Source organism: Thioalkalivibrio sp. AKL9 (genome assembly GCF_000377825.1).
GTDB lineage: Bacteria > Pseudomonadota > Gammaproteobacteria > Ectothiorhodospirales > Ectothiorhodospiraceae > Thioalkalivibrio > Thioalkalivibrio versutus.
Window position 1 is genome coordinate 130,389 of sequence record NZ_KB905104.1, and the last position, 18,551, is coordinate 148,939.

At 66.4% G+C, this 18,551-nt stretch carries 17 protein-coding genes; 5 read left to right on the top strand and 12 right to left on the bottom strand.

Annotation, left to right across the window (positions count from 1 at the left end):
• Nucleotides 1-137 precede the first annotated feature (137 nt).
• Together mfd and D573_RS0102785 are read left to right on the top strand one after the other, a co-directional pair.
• Entirely contained in the window at nt 138-3,608 is a 3,471-nt protein-coding gene (mfd, locus tag D573_RS0102780; protein ID WP_018937613.1) for a transcription-repair coupling factor, read from the top strand.
• Nucleotides 3,609-4,286 (top strand): CsiV family protein, encoded by a 678-nt coding sequence (locus D573_RS0102785; RefSeq protein ID WP_018937614.1) that lies wholly within the window; start codon nt 3,609-3,611, stop codon nt 4,284-4,286.
• Nucleotides 4,287-4,316: 30 nt separating this feature from the next.
• Here D573_RS0102785 and D573_RS0102790 read toward each other — a convergent pair whose 3' ends face one another.
• Genes D573_RS0102790 through D573_RS0102800 form a run of 3 tightly spaced genes read right to left on the bottom strand, consistent with a single transcriptional unit; the run spans nt 4,317 to nt 6,968 of the window.
• Nucleotides 4,317-5,282: a S49 family peptidase gene (locus tag D573_RS0102790; protein WP_018937615.1), complete on the bottom strand. Its 966-nt coding sequence runs from the start codon at nt 5,280-5,282 to the stop codon at nt 4,317-4,319.
• A 13-nt stretch (nt 5,283-5,295) separates the two neighbouring features.
• Nucleotides 5,296-5,991, bottom strand: coding sequence for an HAD family hydrolase (locus D573_RS0102795; RefSeq protein WP_018937616.1), 696 nt, complete (start codon nt 5,989-5,991; stop codon nt 5,296-5,298).
• Nucleotides 5,988-6,968 carry an RluA family pseudouridine synthase gene (locus tag D573_RS0102800; RefSeq protein WP_018937617.1) on the bottom strand — a complete coding sequence of 327 codons (981 nt, stop codon included), beginning with the start codon at nt 6,966-6,968 and terminating at the stop codon, nt 5,988-5,990. Before D573_RS0102800 ends, D573_RS0102795 begins: the two co-directional genes overlap by 4 nt.
• Before the next feature lie 435 nt (nt 6,969-7,403).
• Between D573_RS0102800 and D573_RS0102805 the strand changes: the two genes are divergently transcribed.
• On the top strand, nt 7,404-10,421 hold the full coding sequence (locus D573_RS0102805) for an Rne/Rng family ribonuclease (RefSeq protein ID WP_018937618.1): 3,018 nt from the start codon (nt 7,404-7,406) through the stop codon (nt 10,419-10,421).
• Nucleotides 10,422-10,618: 197 nt separating this feature from the next.
• On the opposite strand, the gene D573_RS0102810 is transcribed toward D573_RS0102805, so the two are convergent.
• Nucleotides 10,619-11,110, bottom strand: a complete 492-nt coding sequence (locus D573_RS0102810; protein ID WP_038039593.1) for a low molecular weight protein-tyrosine-phosphatase — start codon at nt 11,108-11,110, stop codon at nt 10,619-10,621.
• 119 nt (nt 11,111-11,229) lie between these two features.
• Between D573_RS0102810 and D573_RS0102815 the strand changes: the two genes are divergently transcribed.
• Nucleotides 11,230-12,504, top strand: coding sequence for a flagellar hook-length control protein FliK (locus D573_RS0102815; protein WP_018937620.1), 1,275 nt, complete (start codon nt 11,230-11,232; stop codon nt 12,502-12,504).
• A 4-nt stretch (nt 12,505-12,508) separates the two neighbouring features.
• The gene (locus tag D573_RS0102820) at nt 12,509-12,880 is read left to right on the top strand and encodes an EscU/YscU/HrcU family type III secretion system export apparatus switch protein (protein WP_018937621.1); all 372 of its coding nucleotides are present in this window, start codon (nt 12,509-12,511) and stop codon (nt 12,878-12,880) included.
• On the opposite strand, the gene D573_RS0102825 is transcribed toward D573_RS0102820, so the two are convergent.
• The 8 genes from D573_RS0102825 to D573_RS0102860 form a co-directional block, all read right to left on the bottom strand.
• Nucleotides 12,875-13,300, bottom strand: coding sequence for a DUF2802 domain-containing protein (locus D573_RS0102825; RefSeq protein ID WP_018937622.1), 426 nt, complete (start codon nt 13,298-13,300; stop codon nt 12,875-12,877). The genes D573_RS0102820 and D573_RS0102825 overlap by 6 nt on opposite strands.
• Nucleotides 13,301-13,440: 140 nt before the next feature.
• Nucleotides 13,441-13,626 (bottom strand): hypothetical protein, encoded by a 186-nt coding sequence (locus D573_RS0102830; RefSeq protein WP_018169737.1) that lies wholly within the window; start codon nt 13,624-13,626, stop codon nt 13,441-13,443.
• A gap of 63 nt (nt 13,627-13,689) precedes the next feature.
• Nucleotides 13,690-14,148: a chemotaxis protein CheW gene (locus D573_RS0102835; RefSeq protein WP_018145733.1), complete on the bottom strand. Its 459-nt coding sequence runs from the start codon at nt 14,146-14,148 to the stop codon at nt 13,690-13,692.
• Between the two features lie 127 nt (nt 14,149-14,275).
• Nucleotides 14,276-14,986 carry a chemotaxis protein CheW gene (locus tag D573_RS0102840; protein WP_018937623.1) on the bottom strand — a complete coding sequence of 237 codons (711 nt, stop codon included), beginning with the start codon at nt 14,984-14,986 and terminating at the stop codon, nt 14,276-14,278.
• Nucleotides 14,983-15,783 carry a ParA family protein gene (locus D573_RS0102845; protein WP_018937624.1) on the bottom strand — a complete coding sequence of 267 codons (801 nt, stop codon included), beginning with the start codon at nt 15,781-15,783 and terminating at the stop codon, nt 14,983-14,985. The genes D573_RS0102840 and D573_RS0102845 overlap by 4 nt, the downstream gene beginning before the upstream one ends.
• Nucleotides 15,780-16,682, bottom strand: a complete 903-nt coding sequence (gene motD / locus D573_RS0102850; protein ID WP_018937625.1) for a flagellar motor protein MotD — start codon at nt 16,680-16,682, stop codon at nt 15,780-15,782. Before motD ends, D573_RS0102845 begins: the two co-directional genes overlap by 4 nt.
• A 7-nt stretch (nt 16,683-16,689) precedes the next feature.
• Complete coding sequence (locus D573_RS0102855; protein WP_018145737.1) at nt 16,690-17,433, bottom strand: flagellar motor protein; 744 nt, start codon at nt 17,431-17,433, stop codon at nt 16,690-16,692.
• A gap of 1 nt (nt 17,434) precedes the next feature.
• Nucleotides 17,435-18,550: a chemotaxis response regulator protein-glutamate methylesterase gene (locus D573_RS0102860; protein WP_018937626.1), complete on the bottom strand. Its 1,116-nt coding sequence runs from the start codon at nt 18,548-18,550 to the stop codon at nt 17,435-17,437.
• Nucleotide 18,551: the final 1 nt, after the last annotated feature.

Here is an 18,551-nt window from a genome sequence, read left to right on the forward strand (position 1 = left end):
CTCCGCCGCAAAAACGCCCTTCAGCCTCACACAGCACAAACCGATTCGTCAGGGCGTCCTCTGGCTCACGCGCACCCGTCAGGCGGAATCCGTATAATCGCGGCCCTTTCCGCCCCTCCCGACCGAACAACAGGCCCATGTCCGAACAACGGCGCAACCCGCTCCATCCCGGCCGCCTCCCCGGCTCCGGCTTCGAGGTGTGGTCGGGGCTCAATGCCTCGGCGGCGACGCTCGCACTTTCGCGGAACGCCGGCGAGTTCGCCCGGCCACTTCTGGTGATCACGGAATCCAACGAGGCGGCCGACCGCTGGCAGGAAGAGTGGGAGTTCTTCGCCGGCGACCACGACCTGCCGCTGCTGCGCCTGCCGGACTGGGAGACCCTGCCGTTCGATGTCTTCTCCCCGCACGAGGACATCATCTCCGAACGCCTGCGCACGCTGTACCACCTGCCGGGGCTGGAACGCGGCATCGTCTTGATGCCGGTCTCGACCCTGATGCAGCGCCTGCCGCCGCGCGACTGGCTGACCACCCAGGGCCTTTCGCTGCAAACCGGCCAGCGCCTGGACCGCATGACCCTGCGCGAGAACCTCACCGAGGCCGGGTACAGCGCCGTTCAGCAGGTCATCAGCCATGGCGAATTCGCCGCCCGCGGGGAGATTCTCGACCTGTTTCCGATGGGCGCGGACGAACCCGTGCGCATCGAGTTTCTGGATGACGAGATTGACTCCCTGCGCCGCTTCGACCCCGAGTCGCAGCGCTCCACCGAAAAGGTCGAGCGACTGGAGATCCTGCCCAGCCACGAATTCCCGCTGAACGATACCTCCATCAGCGAATTCCGCACCCGCTACCGGGCGCATTTCTCAGGCGACCCCGCCAAGCACCCGATCTACCGCGACATCAGCGAGGGCCTGGTCCCGCCGGGTATCGAGGCCTACCTGCCGCTGTTCTTCGAGGGCATGGACACGGTGTTCGACTACTGCCCCGAGGTCCAGATGGTGCAGGTCGGCAACATCGCCGGGGCAGCCGAGGAGTTCGCCCAGGAGATCCATGACCGCTTTGAACAGCTCAGCCATCAGTATGATCGACCGCTGCTGCCGCCCGAACGGCTCTACCTGGACGTCGACGGCCTGGCCGGCGCACTGCGCGAGCACTCCGGCATTGCCTTGGGCGACCCGGCCGCCCCGCTCCCCGCGGGACGCGGCGCGGACATCGCATTTGCCTGCGACGCCCTGCCGGAACTCGGCATGCAGCAGGGCCGCGACGATCCAGCCCAGCCCCTGAAGGTCTTTGTCGAGGGGCAACAGCGCGTGCTCCTGACCGCGGAGTCCGCCGGTCGCCGCGAGGCCCTGCTGACGCTGTTGCGGGACCAGGCCGTACCCCATCATGCCGTGGACGACTGGGACGCCTTCCTCGCCGCCGAGCCAGGCCTGCACGTCACCGTGGCCGCCCTCGGGGAGGGCTTCGTACTGCCCGACGGCGTAGCCGTCGCCCCCGAGGCCGCCCTGCTCGGAGAGCGCGCGCGCCAGACCCGCGGGCGCAACCGCACCACGCGGGACGCAGACGCGGTCATCCAGAACCTCAGCGACCTGACCATCGGTGCACCGGTGGTCCACGAGGAACAGGGCGTCGGCCGTTATCTCGGGCTGCAGACCCTGGACTTCAACGGCCAGCCTTCGGAGTTCCTGACGCTCGAGTACGCCGACGAGGCCAAGCTCTATGTCCCGGTGTCCTCGCTGCACCTCATCAGCCGGTATACCGGCGCGGATGCCGAGCACGCCCCCCTGCACCGGCTCGGCAGCGAGCAATGGGGCAAGGCGCGCAAGAAGGCGGCGGAAAAGGCGCGGGACGTGGCCGTCGAACTGCTCGATATTCATGCCCGGCGCGCGGCGAAACAGGGCACGGTCTTCGCTACCGACACCGCCGAGTATCACGCCTTCGCCGCCGGGTTCCCGTTCGAGGAGACCCTGGATCAGCAACAGGCCATCGACGCCGTGCTCGCGGACATGGCCGACACCCGCCCCATGGATCGCGTGATCTGTGGCGACGTGGGCTTCGGCAAGACCGAGGTCGCGATGCGCGCCGCCTTCGTCGCGGTGCAGAACAACAAGCAGGTCGTGGTCCTGGTCCCGACCACCCTGCTCGCGCAGCAGCACCACCAGAACTTCACCGACCGCTTCGCCGACTGGCCAGTCCACATCGAGTCGCTGTCACGCTTTCGCAGCGCCAAACAGCAGGCCGCGGTACTGGAGGGCCTGAAAGACGGCAAGGTCGACATCGTGATCGGCACCCACAAGCTGCTGCAGGCCAACCTGGACTTCTCCAACCTCGGCCTGGTGATCGTCGACGAGGAACAGCGCTTTGGCGTGCGCCACAAGGAGGCGCTGAAGAAGATGCGCGCCGAGGTCGACATGCTCACGCTGACCGCCACACCGATCCCGCGCACCCTGAACATGGCCCTGGCCGGCCTGCGCGACCTGTCGGTGATCACCACACCACCGCGCGACCGCCTGGCGATCAAGACCTTCGTCAACGAATGGAACGACGCCATCATCCAGGAGGCCTGCCTGCGCGAGATCCGGCGCGGGGGCCAGGTGTACTTCGTGCACAACGAGGTCAACACCATCGAACGCACTGCCCAGGGCCTGCAGGAGCTGTTGCCCGGGGCACGGGTCGGCATTGCCCACGGGCAGATGCGCGAGCGCGAACTGGAACAGGTGATGCTCGACTTCTATCACCGGCGCTACAACATCCTGGTGTGCACCACCATCATCGAGACCGGCATCGACGTCCCCACCGCGAACACCATCATAATGAACCGTGCGGACAAGCTGGGCCTGGCACAGATGCACCAGTTGCGTGGCCGCGTCGGGCGTTCACACCACCGCGCCTACGCCTACCTGATCACGCCGCCTGAGAAGGCCATGTCCGCCGACGCCAAGAAACGGCTGGAGGCGATCGCATCGCTGGAGGACCTGGGCGTCGGCTTCACCCTGGCCAGCCACGACCTGGAGATTCGGGGTGCCGGCGAGCTGCTCGGCGACGAGCAGAGCGGGCAGATCCACGAGGTTGGATTCTCGATGTACAACGACCTGCTCAACCGCGCCGTGAATGCCCTGCGCTCCGGCAATATGCCGGAACTCGAAGGGCCCGCGGCTACCGGGACCGAGGTGGAACTGGGCCTGCCCGCCCTGCTCCCGGGCGACTACGTACCCGACGTGCACACCCGGCTGATCCTCTACAAGCGCATCAGCAGCGCACCGACCTCCGATGCCCTTCGCGAGCTTGAAGTCGAACTGGTGGACCGTTTCGGCCTGCTTCCGGACCCGGCCAAGGCCCTGTTCGAGGCCGCCCGTCTGCGTCTGAAGCTGACCCCGCTCGGGATACGCAAGCTGGAACTGGGCCCTGCTGGCGGACGCCTGGTTTTTGGCCCGAGTCCCAATCTGGACATCGCGGCCCTGATCCAGCTGGTGCAATCCGATCCGCAAATGTACAAACTGGATGGCCAGAAGGCCTTCCGCTTCTTTGCGCCGATGGAGACACTGGAGGCTCGGGCGCAGGCCGTCCTGCGCCTCTTGAACACCATCAGCCCCGAACAACAGGCCGCCTGAATGCGCAACGACCCATCCGAATCCCACAACCCCCTTCGACGCCGCCTGCTGGGCGGACTGGCCGCCCTGCCCCTGGCTGGCGCCACGGGACCGGCCCTGGCACAGGCCGGGCGCCAGTATCGCATCGAACTGGTGATCTTCGAGCATCGCACGGACGAGAGCCGTCGGCTGCAGATGGAGCTCGCCGCGCCGCGCGAGGCCATGCTCGGCGAATCCGAACTGGGCGGGCGGATCTATCGCGACTCACGCAAGGGCTTTGAACTGCAACGCGTGGTACGCCGGGTGGAGGACTCCGGCGCCGGGCGCATCCTGGCGAGCCTGGCCTGGGATCAGACTGGACGCGACCACGCCTCAGCCCCCTGGCTGCGAGTGCAGCAGGGACGGCGAATCGGTACGCGTGATCTTCTGCGCGACGAGGCCGACCGGATGCCGCGTCCGCTCATGGAGGAACAGGACGAACGCTTCGAGCTGGAGGGCCGGCTGCGTATCTGGGTGGGGCGATTCCTGCACCTGGAAACCGACCTGATCTACCACGTCGAGGAACCGCAGGGGGACCAGCCGCCGCGCGCGATAACGGTACGCGGCAGCCAGCGCATGAACTCCGGCGACGAACTGTTCTACCTGGACCATCCGGTGATCGGCATGATCGCCCGCGTCACCCGCATCGATCGCAGCTGACCCGCAGACTGGGAGGCCGGCCAGCGCGCCTCAGCGCCACTGCGGCGTGGTCTCCCAGCTCATCCATTGCTGGAAGGCCGCCATGCCGAGGTCTTCGAACAGCAACTGCAACGCACTGCGCCGCGGCTTGAACTCCACCATCTTCTCCACACCGATCACGTCGCGCGCCACGCTGCGGTCCGTGCCGATGCCATCGATCAGGCCGAGCTCCACCGATCGATCGCCCGTCCAGATCAGGCCGTTGAACAGATCGTCGTGTTCGACCAGACGATCGCCACGACCGGCACGCACCACCTCCACGAACTGCTCGTGCACGCCCTGCAGCACCCCGTCGAGGTGATTCACATGGTCATCGTCCAACGGCAGGAACGGGTCCAGGAACCCCTTGTTCTCGCCGGCGGTAAACAGCCGTCGTTCCACACCGATATTGTCGATCAGATCCACGAGCCCGAAGCTGTCCATGCGCACGCCGATCGAACCCACCATGCTGGCCTGGCTGGCATAGATCTCGTCCGCCGCTACCGCGATGTAATAGGCCGCCGAGGCGCCCACATCCCCAATGACCGCATACACGGGGATATCCGCGTGCTTCTCCTTTAGCCGCAGGATCTCATCGTGCACGTTGGCGGCCTGCACCGGGCTTCCGCCCCCGCTGTTGATACGCAGCATTACCGCCTGGGTGCCATCCGCCTCGAAGGCCTCTTTCAGCACCTTGGAGATGTCCTCGGCATTGGCCGCCGCGCTGGAGGCAATCAGCCCCTCGACTTCGACCACGGCAACGTGTTCGGCGGGCTCGCGTTCGCTCTCGAACATCCCCGAAAGCCCCAGATCGCCGCCGCGCACCAGGATCAGCAGCGCGACCAGGTAGAAGAAGAACAACAGCTTGAAGAAGATGCCCCAGCGTCGGGCCCGGCGTTGTTCGATCACCTGTGCCTGGACCAGGTTCTCCAGGGCCTCGCGTTCCCAGCCCGGTTTATTCTCGTTCGCCCAGCCCATCGTGATTCCTTTTCTAAGTTGTACCTTCAGCCCGCCGGAACGCCTCAAGCAGCGATTCCAGATCCGGCTGCAAGGCCAGGGGGGATTCGTCACTCAGGCGTTCCGGCGAATGCACCCCGTGGGTGACAGCCACGGCCGGTACTCCTGCATGCCGCGCCATTTCGAGATCATAAACGCTATCACCGACCATGCGCGTCCGGGCCGGTTCCACCCCCGCGCGTCCCATCACGGACTGGAGCATCGTCGGATTCGGCTTCGACGGGTATTCGTCGCCCGTGGCAGTTGCCACGAAGTACCTGCCCAGACCGGTCGCCTCCAGGGCCTGGTCCAGTCCCCGTCGCGATTTGCTGGTCGCCACGGCCAGCAGGATCTCGCGCGCATCCAGCCAGTCGAGCAGGTCGCTCACGCCGGCGAACAGCGGGGTCTCCGGGGCATCGTCAGCCGCCAGATAACACTCGCGATAGGTGTCGGAAAAGTGCTGCACGAACGCATCATCGGCGTCCGGGTAGAGCTCGCGGACCGCCGCCTGAACCCCGAGCCCGATAATATTGCGCAGCGTCGCCTCGTCCCGCACCGGGGCACCGGTATCCTTCGCCGCACGCTGCAGGCAGTGCACGATCCGGCGAGGCGAGTCCATCAGCGTTCCATCCCAGTCAAACACAACCAGGCGCAGGTCGCCCTCCTCCGGTGGCAGCAACGGGGTCATCATGCGTCGTCCTCGCCTCCGGCATCCAGGCTCGCGAGCACCGCGGTCAGCTCGTCCGGCAACGGGGCGGAGAAGATATGTCGCTCGCCGTCCGCCGACTGGTATGCCAGTGCCTGTGCGTGCAGGAACAGCCGTTTCAGCCCATGGCGCCGCAGGCTGCGATTGGCATCCGGCAAGCCGTAGTCGTGATCGCCCCCCACCGGATGGCCGATCGACTGACCGTGGACGCGAATCTGGTGCGTGCGGCCGGTCCCGATCTTCACCTCCGCCAACTGGAAGGCACCGTGCGCCTCCAGCGGCACAAAGACGCTCCGGGCTTCCCGTGCCCGCGGTCCGTCGCTGTCGGTCTCGCCCGCACGCATCCGGCGGCGGCCGTCTTCCTGTCGGCCACTGGCGACCGGGGCATCGCATTCGATGGTCTGTCCGCCCGCGAACTGCCCCACCAGCAGCGCCAGGTAGCGCTTGTCGACCCGCCCTTCACGCAGCGCGGCATGGAACTCTTGCAGCGCCGAGCGGCGCTTGGCCAGCAGCAGGCAGCCACTGGTCTCGCGATCCAGGCGGTGCCCCAGTTCCAGCTCGATATCCGGCCGCAACTGGCGCATCGCCTCGATAATGCCAAACGCCAGCCCGCTCCCGCCGTGCACCGCCAGGCCGGATGGCTTATCCAGCACCAGCACATCGTCATCCTCGTGGATAATCGCCCGCCGCAACCGGTCCAGTACCTTCGGCGGGATCTCGCTGCTGGCTGCCTCCGGTCGATCCAGATCCGGCACCCGGACCTCGTTGCCGACCGCCAGGCGCTTGTGTGCCTTGGCCCGGCGCCCATCCACCCGCACGGCACCCTGACGGACCAGGCGGTAGATCAGGCCCTTGGGCACGCCCTTCAGTTCGCGGAGCAGGAAGTTGTCGAGCCGCTGACCGTCACCACGCTCGGTGACCTGGAAGGTACGTGGGCCGGAGGGTTCGCGCGTTGCTTTCATGGCGCGGGATGCTACCGGAGCTGCGCTCACCGGGCTACTGTACCCATCCCCCTTGCGGGCGGAAAAACTTGCCCGGACGGGGGGTTATGCCCTACATTGGCCCACGGTACGTTGCTGTGCTACGCCTGCAACGCGCCTCGAATCACCCGCCGCTTCGATCCACAGGCTGAACGCAGCCTCCGGTCGAAGGGCCATCGCCACAAAGCGACACTGTGACGCTATTTCTTCTAACCCAGTCCTGTCTCCCCGGCTACGCCTCCCGCAGGCGACTGATCCCGTGGTTGCTGGTGAACACCTGGCTGGCGCGTTGGCTTGTGCTACGCGCCGCCGCTGCGAGCACGCGTGCGCAAGCGTTGCCGTGCCGCCGCTCGATCGCCGCACCCCGGACCCCGATCTTCCCCGCCGGACGCCAGGACGCCCTACCGAGTCCAATGCATGAAACGCATCCTGATCAATGCCACGCAGCCGGAAGAGTTGCGGGTCGCCATGGTCGACGGCCAGCGGCTGTACGACCTGGATATCGAACTGCCTTCGCGCGAACGCAAAAAGGCGAACATCTACAAGGCCAAGATCACCCGCGTCGAACCGAGCCTGGAGGCCGCGTTCGTCAACTTTGGTGCTGATCGCCACGGCTTCCTCCCGTTCAAGGAGATCGCTCATTCCGCGGTTGGCGCCCCTGCCGACAGCGACAAGCCAATCCGCGACTTCCTGAAGGAAGGCACGGAACTCCTCGTCCAGGTAGAAAAGGAAGAACGCGGCAACAAGGGTGCCGCGCTGACTACCTACATCAGCCTGGCCGGCCGCTATCTGGTCCTGATGCCCAACAACCCGAAAGCCGGCGGAGTCTCGCGCCGCATCGAGGGCGAAGACCGCGCCTCCCTGCGTGACGCACTCTCCGGACTGACGATGCCGGACGGCATGGGCGTAATCGCCCGGACCGCGGGCGTCGGGCGTACCACCGAAGAGCTCCAGTGGGATCTGGATTACATGACTGCCCTGTGGGCGGCGGTCACCGAAGCGGCGGAAAAGGCCAAGACCCCGGCGCTGATCCACCAGGAAAGCAACGTCATCATCCGCGCCCTGCGCGACCACATGCGCAACGACGTCGGCGAGGTCATCATCGATGACAACGACGTGTACCAGCAGGCCGAGGAATTCGTTCGTCTGGTCATGCCCAACAGCCTGCGCAAGCTCAAGCGCTACGATGACCCGGTCCCGCTGTTCAATCGTTACCAGATCGAGAGCCAGATCGAGAGCGCATTCGATCGCGACGTCACCCTGCCCTCCGGCGGTGCGCTGGTCATCGACCACACCGAAGCCCTGATCTCCATCGACGTCAACTCTGCGCGCTCGACCAAGGGTGGCGACATCGAGGAGACCGCCTTCCACACCAACCTGGAGGCGGCGGAAGAAGTCGCGCGCCAGTTGCGCATCCGCGACCTGGGCGGCCTGATCGTGATCGATTTCATCGACATGAACGCCAACAAGCACCAGCGGGAGGTCGAAAACCGCCTGCGCGAAGCGCTGGAGATGGATCGTGCCCGGGTCCAGGTCGGGCGCATCAGCCGCTTCGGCCTGCTGGAGATGTCGCGCCAGCGCCTGCGTTCGTCGCTGGGGGAATCCAGCCAGAACACCTGCCCGCGCTGCCAGGGTCACGGCCAGATCCGTAGCGTGGAATCCCTCGCCCTGTCGATCCTGCGATTGATCGAGGAAGAGGCGATGAAGGACCGCACGGGCCTGGTGATGGGTCAGGTCCCGGTCGACGTGGGCACCTTCCTGCTGAACGAGAAACGCGAATCGATCAACGACATCGAGGATCGCCACAAGGTCGACATCAGCATCATCCCCAATCCGCAGTACCTCACCCCACGCTTCGAGGTCCGCCGCGTGCGCGGCGACGAACGCGAAGAGACGATCAGCGACCGCGGCTCGCACGAACTGGTGGAGACCACCGAGGACGAGAGCGATCCGCATCAGGAGCGCCGCAGCAAGGTCGAGAAGCCGCTGGTCCAGGGCGTCAAGATGACCGGGCCGGCCCCGGTCAGCGACAGCGCACCCTCCGCACCGGAGACGTCACAGCCGGTAGCGAAGCCCGGATTCTTCACACGCATCTGGTCCTCGCTGTTCCCCAACGCGCGTCCGGCGGACGGACCGGAAGATGATCAGGAAGACAGCCGCAAGGGCGGAGGTCGCGGGCGCGCCGGCGAAAGCAACCGCGGCGGCAAGGGCAGCGGCCGCGGGGGCAGTCGGAAAAAGGCCGACAACGGCGGCCGCAATACCGGCGACAAGCGTGACGACACCGACAAGGGCAAGAAGGGCGCACCCGACAAGACGGATAGTGCCAAGGGCAATGGCACCAAGCCCGATGGTGCCAAGGGCCGTTCCCGTCGTGGCGGCAAGAAAGATGCCGATGCCGCGAAGGGCACGAGCAACGAATCGCCGAAACAAGCCGCCGAAGGCCGGACGCCTGACAACAGGGGAGCCGAGAAGTCCGCAGACTCGAAACCGGCCGAAAAGCCGGCCGAGAAGCCAGCACGGGACAAGGACGAGACCGCCACGAGCGTAGCCGCGGACACTCCTGCGGGTAACGGACCGGAGAAGTCGGACGAGGATGACGGCAGCAAGGGTCGCAGCACCCGTTCCCGCCGTTCCCGTCGCGGCGGCCGGCGTCGTGGCGGTCGTGGACGTTCTGGCGAGAACGCCGGCGAAGCCGGCACCGACGGTGCGCAGAACACTGCAAACGAGGGTTCCGCTCCGGAATCCGGCAGTGATACGGCCGCCCCGGACTCAGCCCCCGCGGCCGACACCGGAAAGACGCAGGCTGAGACGCCCAAAGAAGTTCAGAACCCCGAGTCCTCTGCCCCAACCAAGGACGGTGGCGAGAGTACCCCGCCACCGGAAAAGGCCAGCCCCGACGATGGTGCCCCCAAGGACGCCGCACCCACCAAGGGGCGTAGCCGCGGTGGTCGCGGCCGCAAGCCGGCCCCGGCCTCCGCAGATACCTCCACGGGCGAAGTGAGTTCGGGCTCCAGCGAGCCGAACACCCCGACGGAAAGCCAGCCGGCCGTTTCCGATTCCCGGGATCCGGCCCCAAAAGCGGAGCCAGCTGCGAAGCAGGACGCGGCGGACACCACAGGCCAAAGCGACAAGGCCCCGGCCAAGCGCCCGGCCCGGGCCAAGAAGGCCGCAGCCGATGCCGGGGATGCCGCGAGCAAGACCGATGCGGCCTCGACGGACCAGCCGGACACCGCTCCCAAGCCAAGAACCCGGCGGCCAAAAGCGACCAAGGCGGAGACCACCCCCACCGATGAAGGGGCCGCTGCTTCAAGGCCGGACGAAGTGAAAGCAGAAAAGCCTGCGGAGGCGAAAGACGACAAACCTGCCGCGCCCAGGCCCACTGCCGAGCCAGCGGAACCGGCCGCGGAAAGCCCGAACCGAAAAGGCGACGACTGACAGGACGAGGTCCCTCGTCCAACCAAAAAGGGCCCGCCTGTTGGCGGGCCCTTTGTCGTTCTGGCCTCGGGATTCCGAATGGATGATCTTCCAGAAGGGTCAGACCGACGCCTTTGGCGCGGCTTGAACGCGACCTTGCGCCAGTCGACTCCGGCATCGACTCCTGCGCCCGGTCCGCCACTCGCCCGGCAGTGCTGTCAGGAGGCCTTCAACGTGTGGCGATCGCGGATATGTTCCAGCAACCCATCCGCTGCCGCTTCCACCAGGTCCATGACGTGCACGAACCCTTCGCCCCCGCCGTAGTACGGGTCCGGGACTTCGTGTTCGCCGAACTGTGGCGCAAAATCCAGAAACCGCAGCAACTCCGCCCGCGCATCTGCCGGACGGATGCGCTCGGCATTGCGGTAGTTCGCGTCGTCCATGGTCAGGATGTAATCGAACTCCAGGAAATCCTCGGGCTCCAGCCGACGCGCGCGCAGATGTTCCAGATCGTAGCCGCGCGAGCGCGCCTCCTGGCGGGCCCGGCTATCCGCCTTCGCCCCCACGTGATACCCGGCGGTTCCGGCCGAATCGACCTCGATGGCCTCGCTCAGTCCGTGTTCGCGCACCCGCGCCTCGAACACTCCATGGGCCATCGGCGAGCGACAAATATTACCCAGGCAAACCATCAGTACACGTATCTTCGACATCGCTCCACAGTCCGAATCGCGAAAGGCATCAGGATAACAAACCGGGCATCCTGGGCGGGCCGTTTCATTCCGCGCCCTCCGGTATGCCATGCTGAGGCTTTGCATCACGAGATCCATTGATGGTCGACCTTGGCGGTCCGCGCATTCCCGGCTGGACACCCCCCGGCAATGTGACCAGTGGGGCGGGCACCGGAACGCAACAATCCCTCCAGACCGGAACGCGCATCGAGGTTCGTGTCCTGGACGTACTTGCCGATCGCGGGGTGCGGCTGCGTCTCGAACCCTCCCCGGGGCGCAGCGGCGCATCGACCGCGACACGCCCCTCCCCCCCTGCCACGGTGGTCACCGCCCAGCTGACCGGCGCATTGCCCACGGCCTTGTTGAACCGACCCGGCTCGGGCGCTTCCGGCACCGCCATGCTGGCCGAGATCACCCGCACCGAGCCACGCCTGGAGGTCCGCCTGCTCCCCCTGACCATGGATCGCGCCGCACCCCGCCCCGCCAGTAGCGGCTCAGCGCCCAACCCGGCCCAGCAGTGGCTGGGACAAGAACTGCGTCTGCAGCTCCCCGGGGCTCGCCCACTGGGGCCGGCTCTGCATGGCCTGCTAACCCAGCCCTCCGGGACCGGGGCGCCAGCCACGAGCGCCATCGCCGGGGCCAAGGCCGCACCCGCACTGCACCGTATCCTGGAGCTCCTGCCCACCCCGGCCCAACTGGCACAGCCCGAGACCCTGCGCCAGCACGTCCAGCAATCGGGACTCTGGATGGAGGCCATGCTGGGGCATGCCGGACGCGGTCAAGGCCCGATGCATCCATTCGCGGCAGATCTCAAGGCCCAGCTGCTGCGTGCCGCAGACCAGGTTCGCCAAGCGGCGGACGCACGCCCTGCAGCGCAAGCACCCCCCGCCACCGCCTCGGCTCCCCCTGCCCCGGCCGCCCTGTCCGGACTTCTGGAGGGGCTCCTGAAACGTGTCACGTCGCTCCAGCTCCAGTCGCTGCAGTCCTTCGCAAGTGACGAGCCCGGCAACAGTCGCTGGTTATTCGAACTTCCGCTACGCAGCGAGCAGGGTATCCACGGCGTTTTCGGCGAGATCCACCGCGAAGGCGGAAGCGACGACGAAGCCGAAGCGCCCTGGTCGATTGTGTTGACGCTGGATATCGGTGACCTCGGCCCGACGCGGATCGCCCTGGCATCGCGCAATGGGGGCGTCAGCGTGCACTTCACCGCACCCGAGGCCGATACTGTCACTCGACTGCGCAGCGAAATGGCTTATCTCCTCGATCGGCTGGGCGAGCGCGACCTGACGGTGACGGGGCTTTCGGTACGTCAGGGCGAGGTCGATACGGACCCGCGCCCCACGAATTCGCATCGCATGCTGGACGAACAGGCCTGAGCCGATGGCACGAAAGGATCATGGGGACCGAACGCCCGACCGCGGCCCATCACCGGCCAAGGCGGTCGCACTGGAATGGGATCGTCGGCAGGCGCCGCGGATCACAGCCAGCGGCTCGGGCCTGACGGCCGAGGCCATCCTGCGCATTGCCGAGGAACACGGAATCCCGCTGCATCAGGACCCGGCCCTGAGCGAGGCGCTGGCGCAGGTCCCCGTCGGCAGCGAGATCCCGGAAGAGCTCTACGTCGCAGTCGCGGAGATTCTCGCCTTTGTGTTCCTGCTGGCAGGGATCACACCCGACGACCGGGGAAGTGGGTATCAGGCCCCCTCGCGCCAGTCCAGACCGGACCGCGAAGGGCCGGACCGGGACTCATGAACGCCCGGCGAACCCGGAACCGCCGGCATTCCCGGAGCCGTGCAGGCTGAACAACAAGTCGAGTTCGGTCGAAGTAAGTCCGCAACGCCGACGGACCTCCTCACGACCCAGCCCCTGCTGGATCAGAAGAATCGCCTGCTCGTAGGCACCGCTGTCGCCTTCGCGCGCGCGTAGCTCGCTGTGCTGGTCATGCAGGCGTTCCAGGGCACGCTGTACCGAGGCCTGTGCCTGCCCATGGGTCGCAACCCCTTCCGACAGGGCCTTCATGGCCCCTTGCAGGGCCATCACCGAGGTGGCCTGGCGCTGATAATCCTGGCGCAGGGCCGCCAACTGCCGACGCAACAGAATCACGAGCCCCACGGCAAATCCGGCGACGATGGTCGCCAGCAACGCAATCAACGCGGCGAGCCAGATCAGCATTCCCTCTCCCATTGCCTGCACACTCCTGAAACCCGAGGCCTGCCGATTGTCGCGTGATTCGTGAGGGCGTGACCAGCCATGGCGAAAAACTCGGACACGGAACCGCGCCCGGACCGAGTGGGTGCCGGTCACCGGGGCGTTCAGGCGTAGTCGTCGATCAGGCCGCGCCGCTGGCGACGTTCTTCCTTGCGCGGCGGACGCTGCTGGGTTGGACGCACTGCGGGACGAAACACCGGATCGCGGTCGTGGTCGTCGCTCAAACTGCGCCCGGGAACGGTGGTATGGACCGGTCGAACAGTCCGGTCCGGCTGGAGTTCGTCGACCATGGCTCACCTCCCGGCTTGCGCCTCATGGTCCTCGTCTGTTCACTGTAGACCCGATGTGCGCGGCTACAGTTCGCGCAATTGCGCCCACTCGTCGTCCGATAGCAGCCTGTTGAGGTCCACCAGGATGGTGAGGCCCTCCTCGGTGCTGGTCACGCCCTGGATAAAGCGGCTGCTGTCATCGTTACCCACCTCGGGCGCCGGCTCGACCGAATCCGGGGAGATCCGCACGACCTCCGAGACGGAATCCACCAGAATCCCCACGTTCTGATTGTCCACATCGATGATCACGATGCGCGAGGCCTCATCCGATTCGCGATCATCCAGCCCCATACGCCGCCGGGCGTCAATGACCGTAACGACATTGCCGCGCAGGTTGATGATCCCGAGGATGTAGTCCGGCACGCCCGGTACCGGGGCGATCTCGGTAACCTTGAGCACCTCCTGAACCTGCAGAACGTCGATCGCATAGGTTTCCTCCGCGAGACTGAAAGTCACATACGGAGCGGTGTCGGCCTTGGTCATGGCTTCTACGTCTTGTGCGCTGCTCATGTCATCCTCGATATTCCGTGCCGGCGGGGGCCGCCCTGTAGTGTCGTCTTGACCGGGTTATCGGCCGATTACCGCCATGCTTGAATGGCACCGGCCGGGATCAGTCCCAGCCACCCTCGTCGAGGGTGCGGTCCAGCGCCTCCAGGTCCAGCAACGTCGCCATCTTCTCGCGTTCCACGCCGGCCAGCCAGGGCAGGCGCCGGCGCTGGCTGCGCCAGCGCAACGACTCCGGATGGATCACCCGGGTGCCGTGAATCGCGCGGCAGGCCAGCGCGAACCGCGAACCCGCGAGGAACACCACCTGCCGGGCCGTATCCGGCTCGTAATCGCGATCTTCCGGTGTCACCACGGCGGCCAGGTCAATCAGCTGCACCCGCCCCTGCTTGGTATCCGCCAATCCAAGGTACCAGACCGAATGATTCGGGGTGGGCCGCACTTCCAGGCTGTCCAGCGGCGTCACCCCGCCCAGCGCATGTAGCGGCGCCAGCAGGGTCAGATTGCCAGCCTCGATCACGAGGGCCGAAAACGGCTGCTCGGGCCGCGCATACTCGCGCTCCGCCGGATCGGCCGGTGGGGCTGGTGGGGTCGAGGCCACTACCGGCGCCGGGAGGTCCACCGCGTCTGCTTCACGGACCGGGGCTTCCAGCTCCACTACGGGCGCCGCTTCTTCTACCGGTGGCCGTGGCTCCAGGATATCCGGTCGCAGAAGCGGCCGAACGGGCTCCGGCTCGTCCAGCAGGCTGCCGAAGTAGTCATCCAGCGCCTCCGGCTCGGCCTTAAGGGCCAGGTTGTCGACTATGGAACGTTTCATCCGCGTCGCCTCCGTTCATGGGGTTCGGACAGCCGGCCACCAATGGCCTCCAGCAGATCCGAGTAGGCAAGCACGCCCCGGGCGTCCGGGATCATGAAACACAGCGGCTGCCCGGCACTGGAGGCATCACGGAATTTCGTGTCCACCGGGATTACACCCGGCCAGACGTCGTCGCCGTACAAACGGCGCAGTTCCGACAAGGCCTCGTGCGCCGCCCGCGTTCGACGGTCGAACAGGGTCGGAATAATTCGGTACGCCAACTCGGACTTGCGCGATTTCTGTACCATTTTCAGCGTATTGATCATTCGTTCCAGCCCCTTCAGGGCGAGGAACTCGGTCTGCACCGGCACCAGCAGTTCGTCACAGGCGGCCAGGGCATTGACCATCAGCACACCGAGCATCGGCGGGCAATCCAGCAGCACGTAGTCGTACTGGTCCGAGATCTTCTCCAGCGCGTGACGCAGCACCAGCCCCATGCCACTGCGGGTGCCCAGCTGGCGATCCAGCGTTGCCAGCGCGGTACTCGCGGTCAGTAGGTCCAGCCCCGGGAACCGGGTCTCGCGGATCAGACCATTCGGGTCTGGATCCGCACCCTCGGCGCACTGGCTGAAAAGCTCGTACACCCCGCGCGTGGCGGTCTCCGGATCATGGCCGAAATACGCGGTCAGCGATCCGTGCGGGTCCACATCCACCAGCAGCACGCGTTGCTCCGGGCCCGACAGCAGGCCGCCCAGCGTCACCGTGGTGGTGGTCTTGCCCACACCGCCCTTTTGGTTCGCAACCGCCCAGACCTTCATGGTGTGTCTCCATCCGTCGGGAGCGGTGCGGGCGGAAGATCCTCGCGCAGGCGCTCCGGTTCCTGCGCGCCCTCGGCGCGCGGACGCGCCCCGGGCAGTACCACGATGGACACGCGCCGGTTCTCGGCCCGTCCCTCCGCGGTGTCGTTGCTGGCCGCCGGCCGGTGCTCGCCATAGCCAAGGGCGACCAGATTCTCCGGATCGACCCCGACCTCCTCGAACACGCTGACCACCGCGGCCGCCCGTCCGGACGAAAGCTCCCAGTTCGACGGATAGATCGCGGTCTGGATGGGCACATTGTCCGTGTGTCCCTCCACATGAACGCGCGAGACACGTGGCGCCAGAATCCCGCCAACCTCTTGCAGAAGAGCTTCCGCCTGCGGGTTCAGGGTCGCCGCCCCGGACGCAAACAGCAGACGGCTGGTGATCTCGATCTCCAGCCAATAGGCCTCGCGCGTCACGCGCAGGTCGCCATCCTCGATCCATTGCGCCATCGCCTGTTCGATCTCGCGCGCGGTATCCGCCAGTTCGTCCAGGAACGCCTGCATCCCAGCGTCGTCCGGGCCCTCGTCAAGCATCCCGCTCAAAGCCATGTCGATGGGCTGCGGACCCTCTTCCACCAGACCCGGCTGGACCTCGATAGGCACCAGGGCACGCAGATCCTGCGGTGTACGTTCCCGGGCCACGGTGGGATCCCCGACCTGAATCGGGTCGGCCTGCATCGGTGCGCGGAAGGCGTCCACGAGCGACTCGGACAGCACCCGGTACTTGCCGTCGTCCACCGAGGAGATGGCGTACATCACCACGAAGAACGCCAGCAGCAGTGTGACCAGGTCCCCATAGGGGATGGCCCAAGCCTCGTGATTCTGGTGTTCTTCCGCCCGTTTGCGTCGCGCCATGGTGACCTCACTCGTGGATGAAGCCACTCAGCTTGCTTTCGATGTTCCGCGGGTTTTCCCCTTCCGCAATGGCGATAAGACCTTCCATCAGCATTTGCTGGTGTTGCGAACGGTTCTGAATAATCGACTTCAACTTGTTGGCCACCGGCAGGAACAGCAGGTTGGCCGAGGCAATGCCGTAGATCGTGGCGACAAAGGCCGCCGCGATGCCCGCCCCCAGCTTGCTCGGATCCGCGAGGTTCTGCATCACTGCCATCAGGCCCATCACCGCGCCGACAATCCCCAGGGTCGGGGCATAGATCCCCATGCTCTCGAAGATCTTCGCGCCCTGCAGGTCGAAGTGCTCGCGGTTGTCGAGGTCGGCCTCCATGATCTGGCGAATGGTCTGCGGTTCACTACCGTCCACCAGCAGTTGCAGCCCCTTGCGGGCAAAGCCGTCGGTCTCCTCGTCGGCCAGCGTCTCCAGGCCTAGCAGGCCTTCCTTGCGCGCGACATGCGACCACTCGACGATCTGCTCGACCGTCGCGCGATTGTCGACCTTCGGTGGCTTGAAGGCCCACGGCAGGATGCGCATACCGTGCATGAACACCGACAGCCGTGCCTGCACCAGGGTCGCCCCCAGGGTTCCCAGCACCACGATCAGGAAGGCCGCGGCATTCCATAGCGCGCCCAGGCCACTGCCCTTGGCAATGCTGCCCCCGAGAACCGCCACCAGCCCCAGGGTAATCCCGATGAGGCTCAGGATATCCATGTCAGCAGAACCCCTTCACCAGTGCGGGCCCGATTTCGGGCAGCGGGTACACATGATCGGACAGGCCGGCCTCGGCCACTGCCGCCGGCATCCCGTACACCACGCAGGTCGCCGCATCCTGCGACCACACCTGCGCACCGGCGCCCTTCAGCGCCCGCGTGCCTTCGCGGCCATCGGCGCCCATGCCGGTAAGGATCACGGCAAGCACCTGCCCTCGCAGCGCCTCCACAGCGGAACCGAAGGCCGCATCCACGCTCGGCTTGTAGATGGTGCCCAGAGGGCTCTCCGCAATTCGCACATGCGTCTGGCTGCCGCGTTCCAGGGTCATCTGCATCCCGCCCGGCGCCAGCAGCGCCACGCCCGGCTTCAGCACGTCGCCGTCCTTCGCCTGACGGACTTCGATATTGCACATGGCGTTCAGGCGTTCGGCGAAGGCCGGGGTAAAACTGGCGGGCATGTGTTGCACCAGCAGGATCGGCAGCGGGAAATTCGCCGGGAGCGGCTTCAGCACCTCCTGCAGCGCCACCGGACCGCCGGTGGAGGTACCAATCAGCACTGCGCGCAACTGCCGTAACGGCGTCGGCGGCCGGGTACTGGCAACCGCCGGAGCCGGCTTGCGCGCATCGGCCGCCGCCTGACGGTCCGTCTCTTCGCGGCGCGCGGACGGACGGGCTTCCCGCGCAGGCGTGGTCGTGCCCGGGGCACTGACAGAGCGCGCCCGGCTGCGTGACAACGAGCGCACACGGCGCCGAAGCAGCATGCGTGCGCTGTCCTCGTCCCCGGCCATGTCGCTGAAGCGCTTGGGAAGGAAGTCCACCGCACCGGCCTCCAGCGCATCCAGGGTCGCCTGGGCTCCCTCGGTGGTGAGACTGGAGAACATCAGGATCGGAAGCGGACGCTCGGCCATGATCTTGCGCACCGCCGTGATGCCGTCCATCACCGGCATCTCGATATCCATGGTCACGACATCGGGATCGAGCTCCCGGACCTTGGCGATCGCCTGCTCGCCATTCTCGGCCGAACCCACGACCTCGATGCCGGAATCGGAATCCAGGATCTCGGCGATACGCCGACGAAAGAACCCCGAGTCGTCAACCACCAGAACCCTGATCGGCATC